This window comes from Marinibacterium sp. SX1, assembly GCF_050389775.1.
Classification (GTDB): Bacteria; Pseudomonadota; Alphaproteobacteria; order Rhodobacterales; family Rhodobacteraceae; genus Marinibacterium.
In genome coordinates this window covers 4287255-4300614 of the sequence record NZ_CP177144.1, presented here as the reverse complement: position 1 = coordinate 4300614, position 13360 = coordinate 4287255, and the positions used below count along the sequence as shown (strand labels likewise).

Sequence of the window (13360 nt, the reverse complement as noted above, 5' to 3'; positions counted from 1 at the left end):
TCATGCGGTTGTCTTGTCGTCAGGTGTCTTGTCGGATTTCGGCTGGCGGGCGGTGCGGGCGGTCTGCGCGGCCTTGTCGGCCTTTTCGGCGGCCGCGGCCAGCCCCCGGATCTCGGACGAGGCCGCGATCTGGTGGCGGGTGGCATAGCCCTCGTGGTTCTGGGTCACGGTGTCGAAATCGTAATGGTAATTGACCATGGCCCCGGCCGACTGGGCCAGGCCCTTGTCGGACAGGTCGGCATCGGCATGCAGGTGCAGGATGCGCGCGCCGTTGCCCAGGTGGAACCGGGCCACCGGGTCGACGGGCTGGCCATCGGGGCGCCGGGCCTGCAGCAGGTAGCGCGCGGCCTGTTCGCGCAGCCCGTCGCCGGACAGCGGCGCGATGCCCTGGGTGTCCAGCCACCGCACCAGCCCGGGGATCGGCGACAGGGTGACAAAGGTCTTCAGCCCGGGCCAGTCATGGGCCAGGTCCGAAGCCACCTGCTTGATCAGCGAATTGCCAAAGGAAATCCCGGCCAGCCCCTGCTGGCAGTTGGAGATCGAATAGAACACGGCCGTGTCGGCATCTTCGGGGAAGAGCCGCGGGCGCTGGTCGGTCAGCACCTCGTGGATCGTGCCGGGGATGCCCCGGGTCAGGGCGACTTCGACGAAGATCAGCGGCTCGTCGGGCATGGCCGGGTGAAAGAAGGCAAAGCAGCGCCGGTCGGCCGGTTCCAGCCGGTCGCGCAGGTCGTCCCAGGAATTGATCGCATGGACCGCTTCGTAGGCGATGATCTTTTCCAGGATATGGGCCGGGCTTTCCCACGAGATCGGGCGCAGCACCAGGAACCCGCGGTTGAACCAGCTGGCAAAGAGATGGCGGAAATCGAGGTCGAGCGCCTGGATCGCATCGTCGTCCCCGCCCAGCCGCAAGAGATCCATGCGCATGCGCACCAGCGTGCGCGTGGCGCCCGGCACCCGGTTCAGCCGGCGGATCAGCTCCTGGCGGGGCGGTTCGGCGGCCTCCATGTAGGCGCGGTAGCTGGCCTTGCTCTGGCCCTGTTCATAGGCCGCCAGCGCCTGGCGGATGGCATCGGGCGAGATGGTCATCTCCTGGGCCAGGAACCGGAAGAAGGCCAGCCGCGTGGCATCGTCGGCCTCGCGGTAGCCGGCCAGCAATTGCTGGGCGATGGTCAGCCCGGTCACCTCGCCTTCGGCCGCGACCAGCTCGGCGGCGAGGTCGGGCAGGGGGCGGTCGCCCGGTTTCGACCGCCAGGAAAACCTGTCGCGGCGGTCGAAGACGGTGGTCAGAAGATCGGCAAGCAGGGTCACAGGGCGGTTCCCATCACCATGTCGGGCAGCCAGGTGGCCAGCCCCGGGAACAGACACAGCAGCACGATGGCCAGGATCATGCAAGCCACGAAGGGCAGCGAGCCGGCCAGGATGGTCTTCAGCGAGATGTCGGGCGCAATGCCGTTGATCACGTAGAGGTTCAGACCGACGGGCGGCGAGATCAGGCCGATTTCCATGTTGATCGTCAGCACCACGGCAAACCAGATCGGGTCGAAGCCGGCCGAGGTGATGATCGGCAGCAGGATCGGCGCGGCCATCAGGATCACGGCGACGGGCGGCAGGAAGAACCCGGCGATCAGCAGGAAGACGTTGATCGCGCCCATGACCACCCAGCGGTTGGCATCCAGCGTGCCGATCCATTCGGCGATGGACTGGGTGATGAACAGCGACGACAGCATGAACGAGAACACCCCGGCAGCGGCGATGATGAACAGGATCATCACCGATTCCTTGGTGCTGTCGCGCAGCACGACCCAGAGGTCCCTGGGGTTCCAGAGCTTGTAGATCACCATGGCGATCAGCAGGCACAGCAGCGCGCCGACGGCCGCGGTTTCCGAGGGCGTCGCGACGCCGCCGTACATGGCATAGAGCACGCCCAGGATGATCGCCAGGAAGGGCAGGACCCGGGGCAGGATCTCGAACCGTTGCCGCCAGGTGTAGCTGCCCGAGGACAGCACGCTGGCCTGGCCCGACCGCCAGGTCGAATAGAGCGACCAGGCCATGAACAGCGCGACCAGCAGCAGTCCGGGCACGACACCGGCCAGGAACAGCCGGCCGATCGAGGTTTCGGTGGCGATGCCGTAGACGATCATGGTGACCGACGGCGGGATCAGGATGCCCAGCGTGCCGCCCGCGGCGATCGAGCCGGCGGCCACGCCGTCGGGATAGCCGCGCTTGCGCATCTCGGGGATGCCCATCTTGCCGATGGCCGCGCAGGTCGCCGGGCTGGACCCGCTCATGGCGGCAAAGAGCGCGCAGGCGCCCAGGTTCGACACGACCAGCCCGCCCGGCACGCGGGTCAGCCAGCGTTCCAGCGCCTCGTACAGGTCCGCGCCGGCCCGGGTCGAGGCGATCGAGGCGCCCATGATGATGAACATCGGGATCGACAGCAGGGCGAAATTGTCGAGCTTGCCAAAGAAGATCTCGGGCATCAGTTCTAGCGAGCGCATGCCGTCGAAGGCGATCAGGAACCCGCCCGAAACGATCAGCAGGCCAAGCGCGACCGACACGCCGGAAAACAGCACGACAATGGTGGCAATGGCGACAAGGGCGCCAAGAAGAAGGGGATCCATCAGGCGTCCTCCAGTCCGAAGGGGGCGTCGATGCCGATCAGAACGGCATAGAGGTCGGCGACCAGTTGCAGCAGCAGCAGGCCAAAGCCCACGGGGATGGCCAGGTAGGGGATCCACAGCCGCACGCCCCAGACCGTGTCGGACCGCCAGCCGCGATCCCAGGCGAAGTGCCAGAATTCATAGCCGTAGAACAGCATGACCCCGACAACCAGGATCGACAGGCCCAGGGTGATCACGCAGAGCACCCGGCGGCCCCTCGGCCCGAAGGTCAGGGGCAGCAGGTCGACATTGACGTGGCCGCGCAGGCGCTGGACATAGGCCAGCCCCACGAGGGTCGCGGCGATCATCAGGTAGATGACGGCCTCGGTCTGCCAGATCGTCGACCCGTTCAGCACGAAGCGGATCCAGATCATCTGGCAGGTGATGGCAACGGCCGCCACGATCATCCCGGCGGAACACCAGCCGGCGAGGGTCGAGAGGGCGGCAACGCCGCGCAGGAAGGGATTGTTGGCGGTTCTTGCAACCGCCGCCGAGCTGTGGCCCGCCATGGGTCACTCCAAATCTGTTCATGGGCGGGCGGCCCCGTTCCGGGCCACCCGTCTGCACCGGCCCCGGCGGGCCGGCGGATCGGATGCGGCCCGGCGATCTGCCCGGGGCCGCGCATGTCGCGGCCGGCCCGGTGCGGCCCCATGCCGGCCGCCGGCGCGGGGCCGGGACGGGCAAAAGGGGGCCGGCCGGGGCCGGGCCGCGGCGGATCAGTCGACCGACAGGGCCATGTCGAGCAGCTTGTCGCCGCCCGGGGTCTGTTCGATGAACATCTTGTATGAGGTCTCCTTGGCCAACTCGCGCCAGGCGTTGAATTCCTCTTCGGTCATCTCGGCGATCTCGACCCCGGCATCGGCAAAGACCTGGCGGCTGGCGGCGTCTTCCTTCTTGGCCTCGTCGAGGTAGAAGGCCGTGGCCTTTTCCGAGGCCGCCAGCAACGCGGCCTGCTGCTCTTCGGTCAGGTCGTCGAAGGTCGACTTGTTCATCAGCATGGGCTGGTACATGAACCACAGCGCGTAATCGCCGGCCGGGGTGTAGCAGGCCACCTGTTCGTAGATCCGGTAGCTGACAAAGGACGACGACGAGGTATTGGCCGCATCCAGCACGCCGGTCTGCATGGCATTGTAGATCTCGGACGAGGCCATCGAGGCGATCGAGGCGCCGGCCCCGGCCAGCATCTGTTCAAAGGCCTTGCCCGCGGCCCGGGTCTGCTTGCCCGGCATGTCGTCGGGTCCGGTGATGCAGCCGTCCTTGCCGGCAAAGCCGCCGGCCAGGTAGCCCGGCACCAGGGTCATGATGTCGTCGCCTTCGAGGATCTTCTCGATCTCGGCCATGAATTCGCTGTCGTTCAGCCGCGCGGCATGGTCGTGGTTCTTCACCAGGCCGGGCATCAGCGTCAGGTTATAGGCCGGCTGCTGGCCGCCCGCGTAGGACAGGGGCAGGACGGTCATGTCGAGCTGGCCGCGCGACAGGGGCGTGTATTGCTCGCGGGCCTTGAACAGCGACTGGGTGGGGAAGATCTTGATTTCCAGGTCGACATCGGCCGCGGCGACCTCGTCGGCCACGATCTGGGCGACCTGGTGGCGCACGTCCTTGTCGGACCATTGGTGGGACAGGCGCAGTTCGGTCGCATGAGCGGTCAGGGTGCCGGCAAAGAGCGCAAGCGCAGCCGTGGCCCCCGTGAATTTCAGGTGCATGGTTTTCCTCCCTTGGCGTGTCCGATTCGTGGATCGGACGCCTCAATGGGTCTCACTTCATGTTCCGCACGTCAACGTTTTTGTATACAAGAAGCAGGTCGTTGCGCACATGGGCGATGCCGTGGTACGCATGGCCCATGGAACCAAGACGCGCCGAGATCATCGCCGAAACGCTCGAGGGCATGATCCTCGACGGCACCTTTGCCGACGGGGCGCGGCTGGACGAGGTCCAGCTGGCCGCGCGGTTCGATGTCTCGCGCACGCCAATCCGCGAGGCCTTCCAGCGGCTGGCCCTGTCCGGCCTGGTCGAACAGATCCCCCGGCGGGGCGTCTTCGTGCGCCAGCCCGGGCCGGTCGAGCTGATCGAGATGTTCGAGGTCATGGCCGGGATGGAGGCGATCTGCGCCCGGCTGGCCGCCCGGCGGATCTCGGATGCGGCGCTGGAGGGCATGCGGGCGGTCAATGCCCTGTGCCAGCAGGCCGTGCAGGCCGGTGACACCGATCTCTATTACCGCGAGAACGAGCGGTTCCACCACATGCTCTACCGGCAATCGGGCAACGGGTTCCTGGAACAGGAATGCCTGCGCCTGCACCGGCGGCTGAAGCCTTTTCGCCGGTTGCAACTGCGCCTGCGCGGGCGCCTGGGCCAGTCGATGGCCGAGCACGAGGCGGTTGTCGATGCGCTGGCCGCAGGTGACGAGGCTGGGGCGGCCGAGGCGATCCACGCCCATGTGGCCGTGCAGGGCGAGAAATTCCACCACCTGATGGCCAGCCTGAAACCGGCTGCCGAGTAAGGCAGGCGGGGCGGTTTCGGCCCGGTTCCGGTCCTGTTCTGGCGCGTGCCCTGCTTGTCCGCCGTGACCGGCGGCCGCGCGGCTTTCGGCCGGCCGATGCCCTGTCCGTGTCCTTTCCTTCACCGGCCTGTGCCCTGATTGCGGGCGGCCGATGGGCAACCGGTGGCGTTACCGGCCTTGACGAGCCATGTCCCGATGCATCATTCATATGTGAGGGAGACATTCACAGAAGAATTATCATGAGCCAAATGGAGACGAACGCCGTGGCGGATCAGACCGACCCCGCGCCCGAACGGCCCCTCGAGGGGTTGCTGGTCGTGGATCTCAGCCAGTTCCTGTCGGGGCCCTATTGCTCGTTGCGGCTGTCGGACCTGGGCGCGCGGGTGATCAAGATCGAGCGCGCGGGGCAGGGGGACCTTTCGCGCCAGCTCTACCTGTCGGACACCGAGATCGGCGGCGATTCGACGATTTTCCACGCGATCAACCGGGGCAAGGAAAGCCTGGCGCTGGATCTCAAGCAGCCCGCCGACCTGGCCGCGCTCAAGCGGCTGCTGGCCCGGGCCGACGTGATGATCCAGAACTTCCGGCCCGGCGTGGCCGAACGGATCGGCCTGGGCTGGGACACCGTCCATGCGCTGAACCCGCGGCTGGTGATGGGCTCGGTCTCGGGCTACGGCACCGACGGGCCCTGGGTCGGCCTGCCGGGGCAGGATCTGCTGGCCCAGGCCCGGTCGGGGCTGATGTGGCTGACCGGTGATGCCGACCAGGGCCCGGTGCCCATGGGGTTGGCCGTGGGCGACATGTTTGCCGGCGTGGCGCTGAGCCAGGGCATCCTGGCGGCGCTGGTGCGCCGGGGCATCGACGGGCGCGGGCGCCACGTGGAAACCAGCCTGCTCGAAGCCTTGGTCGACCTGCAATTCGAAGTGCTGACCACCTGGCTGAACGACGGCCGACGTCTGCCCAGCCGGTCGCAGAGCAATTCCGCCCATGCCTACCTGGGCGCGCCCTATGGCGTCTATGCGGCGGCCGACGGGCACCTGGCCCTGGCCATGACCCCGCTGGACCGGCTGGCCGCGCTGATGGAGATCCCCGAGCTGGCCGGGCTGCCGGCCAATGCGCCCTTTGCCGAGCGCGACGGGATCAAGGCGCGGATCGCCGGGCGGGTGGCCGAGCGCACGGTGGCCGACTGGCTGGCCGTGCTGCAGCCGGCCGACATCTGGTGCGCCGAGGTGCTGGACTGGGGCGACCTGGTCGAGGAAGAGGCCTTTCGCCGGCTGGGCCTGTTGCAGACGGTGACCCGCGACGACGGGGTGTCGATCGACACGACCTGCGCGCCGCTGACCTTCGACGGCATCCGGCCGCGCGGCCGGCGGGCCGCGCCGCAGGTCGGGGAACACAGTGACGCGATCCGCAAGGAGTTCGACCTATGATCCGTCTGAAAGGCATGACCTGGGACCACCCGCGCGGCATCGACCCGCTGCTGGCCCTGTCGCGCAGCTGGGCCGACAGCCACGGTGTCGAGATCACCTGGGAGAAACGCTCGCTGCAGGATTTCGAAAGTTACCCGGTCGAGGAGTTGGCCCGCAATTTCGACCTGATCGTCATGGATCACCCCCATGTCGGCCAGATCACGGCCGAAGGCTGCCTGCATCCGCTGCCCGACGCGCCCGAGATTGCCGCCGGTTCGGTGGGCGGGTCGTTCGAGAGCTATACCTGGGAGGGTCGGCAATGGGCCTGGCCGATCGACGCGGCGGCCCAGGTGCAGGCGGTGCGGCCGGACCTGACCGGGCCGCTGACCGGCTGGGACGACGTGATGGCGCTGGCCCGCGACGGCCGCGTGGCCATCCCGCTGCGCCCGCCGCACGGGCTGATGTCGTTCTTCACCCTGGCGGCCAACCTGGGCCATCCCTGCCGGACCGGCCGGGGCCAGGCGTTCTGTGACCGCGACGGGGCGGGCGAGGCGCTGGACCGGCTCAAGGCGCTGGCCGACCTGGTCGATCCGCGCTGTTTCGGCCAGGATCCGATCGAGGTGCTGGACGAGATGACCTCGGGCGGGACCATTGCCTGCGCGCCATTGATCTACGGCTATATTTCCTATGCCATCCCGGGGATGCGGCCGCAGCGGGTGACCTTTCACGACATCCCGTCGACCGGTGCGGGCGGCGTGGGAGGCAGCGCCCTGGGCGGGACGGGCATTGCGGTGTCGGCGTTCTGCAAGGCGCCCGAGGCCGCGCTGGCCTTTGCCCGCCATATCGCCGGGCCCGAGGCCCAGGCCGGGCTTTACATCGAGGCCGGCGGACAGGCCGGGCACCGGGCCGGCTGGACCAGCGCGGGCGGGGATGCGGCGGCCGGCGGGTTCTATTCGGGCACGCTGGCCACGCTGGACGGGGCCTGGATGCGGCCGCGCCACGATGGCTACATGCCGTTCCAGCAGGCGGCGGCCGAACGGGTGAACCAGGCGCTGACAGACGGCCGGATCACCGCCGCGCTGGATGACCTGGACGCGATGTTCACGCAGAGCTTCGGTTAGGGCGGCGTGACAGGGCGGATCCAGGTTGGCCTCGGCCTTTGTGTAGCCGGCCGGGGCTGTAGGGCAGGCCGGAGCGGGAGGCTGCAGGCCGGGGCGATGACGGCAGGATCTGACCGTGAGACGTCATGCCGATGGCCACGGGACCGGGCTGGCAGACCAAAGGCCAAGGGCGACAACAACGGGACCGGGCCGGGAGACTGCCGGCCTGGGAGGGGACCGGGGCGGAAGCTGCGGGCCGGGGCTGAGAGCGGCAGGACCGGTCCGAGAGGTGCAGGACGGCGCCGATGATCGCAGGGCCCGGGCGGGTGGCAGCAGATCGGCGCGATGGCGATGGCACCGGGCCGGTAGGTCACAGTCGGGCGTTGGATGTAGACCTGTTGTGGGCGGAAAGCGGCGGACCCGGGCTGCGAGACGGACGCAAACCGTAGGTGCAGGTGGCGGGGGCGGGCAGCCCGCGACGGCTCCCGCCCGCCCACCCCGCCGTCGCAGGCTGCCCGCGGCGCGTCAGATCCGCCAGATCTCCCGGGCCGTGCCGGCATAGAGCCGGGCGCGTTCGTCGGCGCTCCAGCCGGCGACCATGGCGCGGGTAGCGGCCACCCAGGTCGGCAGCCCGCCACCCAGGGTGCAGACCGGCCAGTCGCCGCCCCAGCACAGCCGGTCGGGGGTGAAACATTCCGCCACGTGGTCGACCCAGCGGCCGAGGTCGTCCAGCGCCCAGCCGTCGCCGCCATAGGCCACCACGCCCGAGATCTTGCACCAGACATTTGGCCGGCGGGCCAGGTCGCGGATGTTCAGGGCCCATTCGTCCCAGGCCCCGCCGGCAATGTCGGGCACGCCGCAATGGTCCAGCACGAAGCGCACGTTCGGCGCGGCATCGGCCAGGTCCTGGGCCAGGGGCAATTGCCGGGCCAGCACGCAGATGTCGAAGGGCAGGTCGGGCCCGGCCATGCGTGCGACATTCTCGCGGAAGGCCGCGGCCTGCGACAGCTCGTCGGGCATGACATGCAGCACCCGCCGGATGCCCCGCACCAGCGGCCGGTCGGCCAGCCGGTCGAGATAGGCCGGGAAATCGGGCGATTCCGGCCGGCCCGAGGCGATGATGCCCGTGATGGGAAAGACCCCGGCCGCGGCCTGTTCCTCGACCCAGGTGATCTCGTCCTCGATGCGCGGCTCGGCCACGTCGACTTCCATGAAGAGGGCCTCGGAAATGCCCAGCTGGCGGGCCTGGGTGGCATAATCGGCCAGCGGCCAGTCGCGCCGCAGGGGCAGGGCGGATTTCAGCCAGGGGTAGTCGAGCCGGGTCCGGTCTACGAGGTGGAGATGTGTGTCGATCAGGGTCTCGGTCTGCATGGTGTCCTCCCGCGTGGTTCATTCACCCAAAAATGGATCATTCAGATGCGAATGTCTTCCCCCTTGCATCGCCGCCGATTGCCGCGCACCCATCGGTGCGGTGCGGTGCGGTGCGGTGCGGTGCGGTGCGGTGCGGTGCGGTGCGGTGCGGTGCGGTGCGGTGCGGTGCGGTGCGGTGCGGTGCGGTGCGGTGCAGGGGGGCGGGGCCTAGTCCGGGGTTTCGTCGCGGCCGATCAGCGCCGACAGCGCCCGCGTGGTTTCCAGCAGGGCCGGAACGGCATCGTCAATCGAGGGCGCGCCGGTGGTGTCCTTGAGCGGCAGGTAGGGAATGGTGACGGCGGCCACGACCTCGCCGTTGGGCGCCAGGACGGGGGCCGACAGGTTGGTCACGCCGACGGTCTGGGCCGAGGGCATGGCCTCGTAGCCCTGGGCGCGGATCTTTTCGAACCGGGCCTCCAGCTCGGGCGGGATCTCGCGCGCGGGGGCGCCGGTGTCGCGGTTTTCGGCCACGATCTCGCGCCGGCGTTCGGTGGTGGCAAAGGCCAGCAGCACATGGCCCGACCCGGTGTCGAACAGCCCGATATGCGAGCCCACCCGAATCGAGATGCCCCAGTAGCCCGGCGCTTCCTGCTGGGCCACGACAACCGGGTTGCCCCGGTCCAGCACGACCAGCTGATTGGCCTGCCAGGTCTGCTTGGCCAGCTCGCGCAGCAAGGGCGTGGCCAGCGAGGCCAGCCGGCGCACCGGCGTGTGTAGATGGGCCAGGCCGAACAGCTTGAGGGTCAGCGCATAACGGTCGCCATCGACCCGGGCGACATAGCCCCGCCGGGCCAGCCGGTCGAGCATGCGGTAGAATTCGTTGGGGCTGCGGCCCAGGGCCTTGGCGATCTCGGCCTGGGTCAGCCCGCCGTCGATGCCCGACAGCAGTTCGAGGATGTCCAGCCCCTTGTCCAGCGCCGGCGCGCGGTAACGGTCGGTGTCGTCGGTCATCTTGCCTCCGTTTGCCCCCCTGTTACGCCCCTGTGAAGCTGGGCGTTCATAGGTGAATAGTTCTCTCATATCCAGCGGAAAACCTTGACAGCGCCGCCCGGGTGAGATTTGCATATGAATAGATTATCCATAAGTGGGGATCTTAGGGAAGACCTCACGGATGTCAGGGAGGACAGACATGAGATATTCTGCAACGACGATGTGCGCCGTGCTGGCCCTGGCCGTCGGCGCCACGGGCGCTTCGGCCCAGGATCTGCCGGGCAGCTACGACGGCGTGACGATCGACGCCAAGCTGATCGGCGGCCAGCAATACGAGTCGCTTTACGGGCGCATCGCCGAATGGGAAGCGGCCACCGGCGCGACGGTCAACGTGATCTCGAAGAAGAACCATTTCGAGCTGGACCGCGAGATCAAGTCCGACATCGCCACGGGCGAGCTGGGCTGGTGCGTGGGGTCGAACCATTCGTCCTTTGCACCGCAATATCCGGGCATCTACACCGACCTGTCCGCCCTGCTGTCCGAGGACGCGCTGGCCGATTTCGTCGATGCCAACCTCGGCGCGGCGACGCTGGGCGGCAAGCTGGTCATGCTGCCGCGCGCGCAATTCGATGTCTCGGCCCTGTATTACCAGAAGGACATCTACGACGACGCCGACAACCAGGCGGCCTTTGAGGCCGAGTACGGCTATGCCCTGGCGGTGCCGGAAACCTGGGACCAGGTGGCCGACCAGGCCAAGTTCTTTGCCGATGCGCCCAATTTCTACGGCACCCAATACGCCGGCAAGGAAGAAGCCATCGCCGGCCGGTTCTATGAACTGCTGGTGGCCAATGGCGGCGAATTCCTGAACGCCGACGGCGAGCCGGCCTTCAATTCCGAGGCCGGGGTCGAGGCCCTGCAATGGTTCGTGGATCTCTATTCGGCCAAGGCCGTGCCGGTCGGCGTGCCGAACTACCTGTGGGACGACCTGGGCCAGGGCTTTGCCTCGGGCACCGTCGCGCTGAACCTGGACTGGCCGGGCTGGGCCGCCTTCTTCAATGACCCCGATGCCAGCCGCGTGGCCGGAAACGTGGGCGTCGCCCCGCCGCCGAAAGGCTCGGCCGACAAGCGCACCGGCTGGTCGGGCTTCCACGGCTTCTCGGTCACCGAGGATTGCGAAAACCCCGAGGCCGCCGCATCGCTGGTCTGGTTCCTGACCAACGAGGACAGCCAGAAGCTGGAAAGCGCCGCCGGCCCGCTGCCCACCCGCGATTCTGTCTGGGAATACGTGATCGAACAGGCCAAGGACGACCCTTACCGGTCCGAAGTGCTGATGGCCTTCCAGGAAGCCGCCGCGACGGCCTTCCCGGTGCCGCAGACGCCCAGCTGGATCGAGATCACCAACGTGCTCTATCCCGAGTTGCAAGCCGCCATCCTGGGGGACAAGACCCCGCAGGAGGCGCTGGATGATGCCGCCAAGGAAGCGACCTACATCCTTGAAGACGCGGGCGAGCTCTAAGCGCGCCCGTCCGGGGGCCGCTCCCCTCGCGGCCCCCGACCCATGCCCCCATCCCCACTGGAGAAGTCCATGAAGGCCTGGCGTCTGCCTCCGCCGGTGTTGCTCTTGTTGCCTGCCGTCATCGTGCTGGCAGCCATCGTGCTATTGCCGCTGCTGCTGTCCCTGTATTCGAGCTTTACCCCGTTCAGGCTGACGCGGCCCGAGACGATCTATGACTGGGTCGGGTTCCGCAATTACGAACGCATCTTCACCGATGCCGATTTCTGGATCGCCTTCGGGCGGACCGTGCTGTTGCTGACCGTGGCGCTGAACCTGGAAATGCTGCTGGGCCTGGGCCTGGCCATGCTGGTCGAACGGTTTTCCCGGGGCCAGCGCATCCTGCGCACGATCCTGATGTTCCCGATGATGTTCTCGCCGATCCTCGTGGGCTTTCAGTTCAAGTTCATGTTCAACGACAATATCGGCCTGGTGAACAACGCCCTGCAATCGCTGGGCCTGACCGACAGCGCCATCCCCTGGCTGATCGACGGCACGCTGGCCTTCATCGCCATCTGCGCGGCCGAGATCTGGTCTTCGACCTCGGTTTTCGCGATCTTCATCCTGGCCGGCCTGATGGCCATGCCGCGCGACCCGCTCGAGGCCGCCCGCGTCGACGGCTGCACCCCCTGGCAGACGTTCAAATACGTGACCTGGCCCTTCCTGATGCCCTTTGCCTTCATCGCCATGACGATCCGGTCGCTGGACGTGGCGCGGGCCTATGACATCATCAAGATCATGACCGACGGCGGGCCGGCTGGCCGGACCGAGGTGCTCTGGACCCTGATCGCGCGGACCGCCTATTCGGACGCGCGCATGGGGATGGCCAATGCCATGGCCTATGTCGCGATCCTGCTGTCCATCGCCTTCACGGCATATTTCTTCTCACAACTCGGCAAGGCCCGGGCCCAGGTCGGGGCGGATTGGTAATGGACGAGAACGCAACAGCCCGCCTGAAGAAGACGGCCTCGAACTGGACGCTGAACATCGCACTTTTCGTGGCCATGGCGATCATCTGCCTGCCCGGCCTGTGGATCGTGCTGAACTCGCTGCGCCCCACGGTCGAGATCATGGCCAAGCCGCCGATCTGGATCCCCCAGCAGCTGTCCTTCGATGCCTATGTCGCGATGTTTTCCGGCGTGGGCGAGGGCGGCATCCCGGTGATCAGCTATTTCCGCAACTCGGTCATCATCGCCGTCACCTCGACAATCATCTCGCTGGCCATCGGCATGTCGGGCGGCTACGCCTTTGCCCGCTACCGGTTCAAGGGCAAGAACGGCTGGTTCCTTGGGCTCATGCTGACCCGCACGGTGCCGGGTATCGCCCTGTCGCTGCCGCTGTTCTTCGTCTTCGCCAAGGTCGGGCTGATCGACACCCACATGGGCATGATCCTGGCCTACACCGCCCTGAACGTGCCCTTCACCATCTGGCTGATCGACGGGTTCTTCCGGCAGGTGCCCCGTGACCTGGCCGAGGCCGCCCAGATCGACGGCTGCACCCGCTGGCAGGCCTTCTGGCAGGTCGAATTCCCGCTGGCCCGCCCCGGCATCGCCAGCGCCGGCATCTTCGCCTTCCTCACCTCGTGGAACGAGTTTGCCCTGGCCTCGCAGCTGACCCGCTCGACCGACAGCAAGACGCTGCCCGTCGGCCTTCTCGACTACACCGCCGAGTTCACGATCGACTGGCGGGGCATGTGCGCCCTGGCCGTGGTCATGATCATCCCGGCTCTCATCCTCACCTACGCGGTGCAAAAGCACCTGGTTTCGGGCCTGACGTCCGGCGCGATCAAGGGGTAAGAC

General features: G+C 67.7%; 12 protein-coding genes. 6 read left to right on the top strand and 6 right to left on the bottom strand.

Features of this window, described 5'->3' with window-relative positions; translation table 11 throughout:
* The 4 genes from ACK3BB_RS19405 to dctP all read right to left on the bottom strand — a co-directional run bounded on the left by ACK3BB_RS19405 (position 1) and on the right by dctP (position 4366).
* Positions 1-1311, bottom strand: coding sequence for a malonyl-CoA decarboxylase (locus ACK3BB_RS19405; protein WP_428926291.1), 1311 nt, complete (start codon positions 1309-1311; stop codon positions 1-3).
* Positions 1308-2624, bottom strand: a complete 1317-nt coding sequence (locus ACK3BB_RS19400) for a TRAP transporter large permease (RefSeq protein WP_428926290.1) — start codon at positions 2622-2624, stop codon at positions 1308-1310. Before ACK3BB_RS19400 ends, ACK3BB_RS19405 begins: the two co-directional genes overlap by 4 nt.
* Positions 2624-3172, bottom strand: a complete 549-nt coding sequence (locus ACK3BB_RS19395) for a TRAP transporter small permease (protein ID WP_428926289.1) — start codon at positions 3170-3172, stop codon at positions 2624-2626. The genes ACK3BB_RS19400 and ACK3BB_RS19395 overlap by 1 nt, the downstream gene beginning before the upstream one ends.
* 207 nt (positions 3173-3379) lie before the next feature.
* A complete protein-coding gene (dctP, locus tag ACK3BB_RS19390) occupies positions 3380-4366 on the bottom strand; it encodes a TRAP transporter substrate-binding protein DctP (protein WP_428926288.1) in 987 nt (328 codons plus the stop codon).
* 137 nt (positions 4367-4503) lie between these two features.
* Between dctP and ACK3BB_RS19385 the strand changes: the two genes are divergently transcribed.
* The 3 genes from ACK3BB_RS19385 (at position 4504) to ACK3BB_RS19375 (ending at position 7690) form a co-directional block, all read left to right on the top strand.
* Positions 4504-5160 carry a GntR family transcriptional regulator gene (locus ACK3BB_RS19385; RefSeq protein WP_428926287.1) on the top strand — a complete coding sequence of 219 codons (657 nt, stop codon included), beginning with the start codon at positions 4504-4506 and terminating at the stop codon, positions 5158-5160.
* Positions 5161-5399: 239 nt separating this feature from the next.
* Positions 5400-6590 (top strand): CaiB/BaiF CoA transferase family protein, encoded by a 1191-nt coding sequence (locus tag ACK3BB_RS19380; RefSeq protein ID WP_428926286.1) that lies wholly within the window; start codon positions 5400-5402, stop codon positions 6588-6590.
* A complete protein-coding gene (locus ACK3BB_RS19375) occupies positions 6587-7690 on the top strand; it encodes an extracellular solute-binding protein (RefSeq protein ID WP_428926285.1) in 1104 nt (367 codons plus the stop codon). The genes ACK3BB_RS19380 and ACK3BB_RS19375 overlap by 4 nt, the downstream gene beginning before the upstream one ends.
* A 504-nt stretch (positions 7691-8194) precedes the next feature.
* On the opposite strand, the gene ACK3BB_RS19370 is transcribed toward ACK3BB_RS19375, so the two are convergent.
* The gene (locus ACK3BB_RS19370) at positions 8195-9040 is read right to left on the bottom strand and encodes an amidohydrolase family protein (RefSeq protein WP_428926284.1); all 846 of its coding nucleotides are present in this window, start codon (positions 9038-9040) and stop codon (positions 8195-8197) included.
* A 207-nt stretch (positions 9041-9247) separates the two neighbouring features.
* The gene (locus ACK3BB_RS19365; protein WP_428926283.1) at positions 9248-10030 is read right to left on the bottom strand and encodes an IclR family transcriptional regulator; all 783 of its coding nucleotides are present in this window, start codon (positions 10028-10030) and stop codon (positions 9248-9250) included.
* Between the two features lie 178 nt (positions 10031-10208).
* On the opposite strand from ACK3BB_RS19365, the gene ACK3BB_RS19360 reads away from it, so the two are divergent.
* The 3 genes from ACK3BB_RS19360 to ACK3BB_RS19350 all read left to right on the top strand — a co-directional run bounded on the left by ACK3BB_RS19360 (position 10209) and on the right by ACK3BB_RS19350 (position 13357).
* Complete coding sequence (locus ACK3BB_RS19360; protein WP_428926282.1) at positions 10209-11525, top strand: ABC transporter substrate-binding protein; 1317 nt, start codon at positions 10209-10211, stop codon at positions 11523-11525.
* Between the two features lie 69 nt (positions 11526-11594).
* A complete protein-coding gene (locus tag ACK3BB_RS19355) occupies positions 11595-12491 on the top strand; it encodes a carbohydrate ABC transporter permease (RefSeq protein WP_428926281.1) in 897 nt (298 codons plus the stop codon).
* Entirely contained in the window at positions 12491-13357 is an 867-nt protein-coding gene (locus tag ACK3BB_RS19350; RefSeq protein WP_428926280.1) for a carbohydrate ABC transporter permease, read from the top strand. Before ACK3BB_RS19355 ends, ACK3BB_RS19350 begins: the two co-directional genes overlap by 1 nt.
* Positions 13358-13360 lie beyond the last annotated feature (3 nt).

Excerpts from the sequence above, each read along its gene's own strand:
- ACK3BB_RS19400 (WP_428926290.1), bottom strand. The coding sequence starts at position 2,624 with ATGGATCCCCTTCTTCTTGGCGCCCTTGTCGCCATTGCCACCATTGTC.
- ACK3BB_RS19395 (WP_428926289.1), bottom strand. The coding sequence starts at position 3,172 with ATGGCGGGCCACAGCTCGGCGGCGGTTGCAAGAACCGCCAACAATCCC.
- dctP (WP_428926288.1), bottom strand. The coding sequence starts at position 4,366 with ATGCACCTGAAATTCACGGGGGCCACGGCTGCGCTTGCGCTCTTTGCC.
- ACK3BB_RS19385 (WP_428926287.1), top strand. The coding sequence starts at position 4,504 with ATGGAACCAAGACGCGCCGAGATCATCGCCGAAACGCTCGAGGGCATG.
- ACK3BB_RS19380 (WP_428926286.1), top strand. The coding sequence starts at position 5,400 with ATGAGCCAAATGGAGACGAACGCCGTGGCGGATCAGACCGACCCCGCG.
- ACK3BB_RS19375 (WP_428926285.1), top strand. The coding sequence starts at position 6,587 with ATGATCCGTCTGAAAGGCATGACCTGGGACCACCCGCGCGGCATCGAC.
- ACK3BB_RS19370 (WP_428926284.1), bottom strand. The coding sequence starts at position 9,040 with ATGCAGACCGAGACCCTGATCGACACACATCTCCACCTCGTAGACCGG.
- ACK3BB_RS19365 (WP_428926283.1), bottom strand. The coding sequence starts at position 10,030 with ATGACCGACGACACCGACCGTTACCGCGCGCCGGCGCTGGACAAGGGG.
- ACK3BB_RS19360 (WP_428926282.1), top strand. The coding sequence starts at position 10,209 with ATGAGATATTCTGCAACGACGATGTGCGCCGTGCTGGCCCTGGCCGTC.
- ACK3BB_RS19355 (WP_428926281.1), top strand. The coding sequence starts at position 11,595 with ATGAAGGCCTGGCGTCTGCCTCCGCCGGTGTTGCTCTTGTTGCCTGCC.
- ACK3BB_RS19350 (WP_428926280.1), top strand. The coding sequence starts at position 12,491 with ATGGACGAGAACGCAACAGCCCGCCTGAAGAAGACGGCCTCGAACTGG.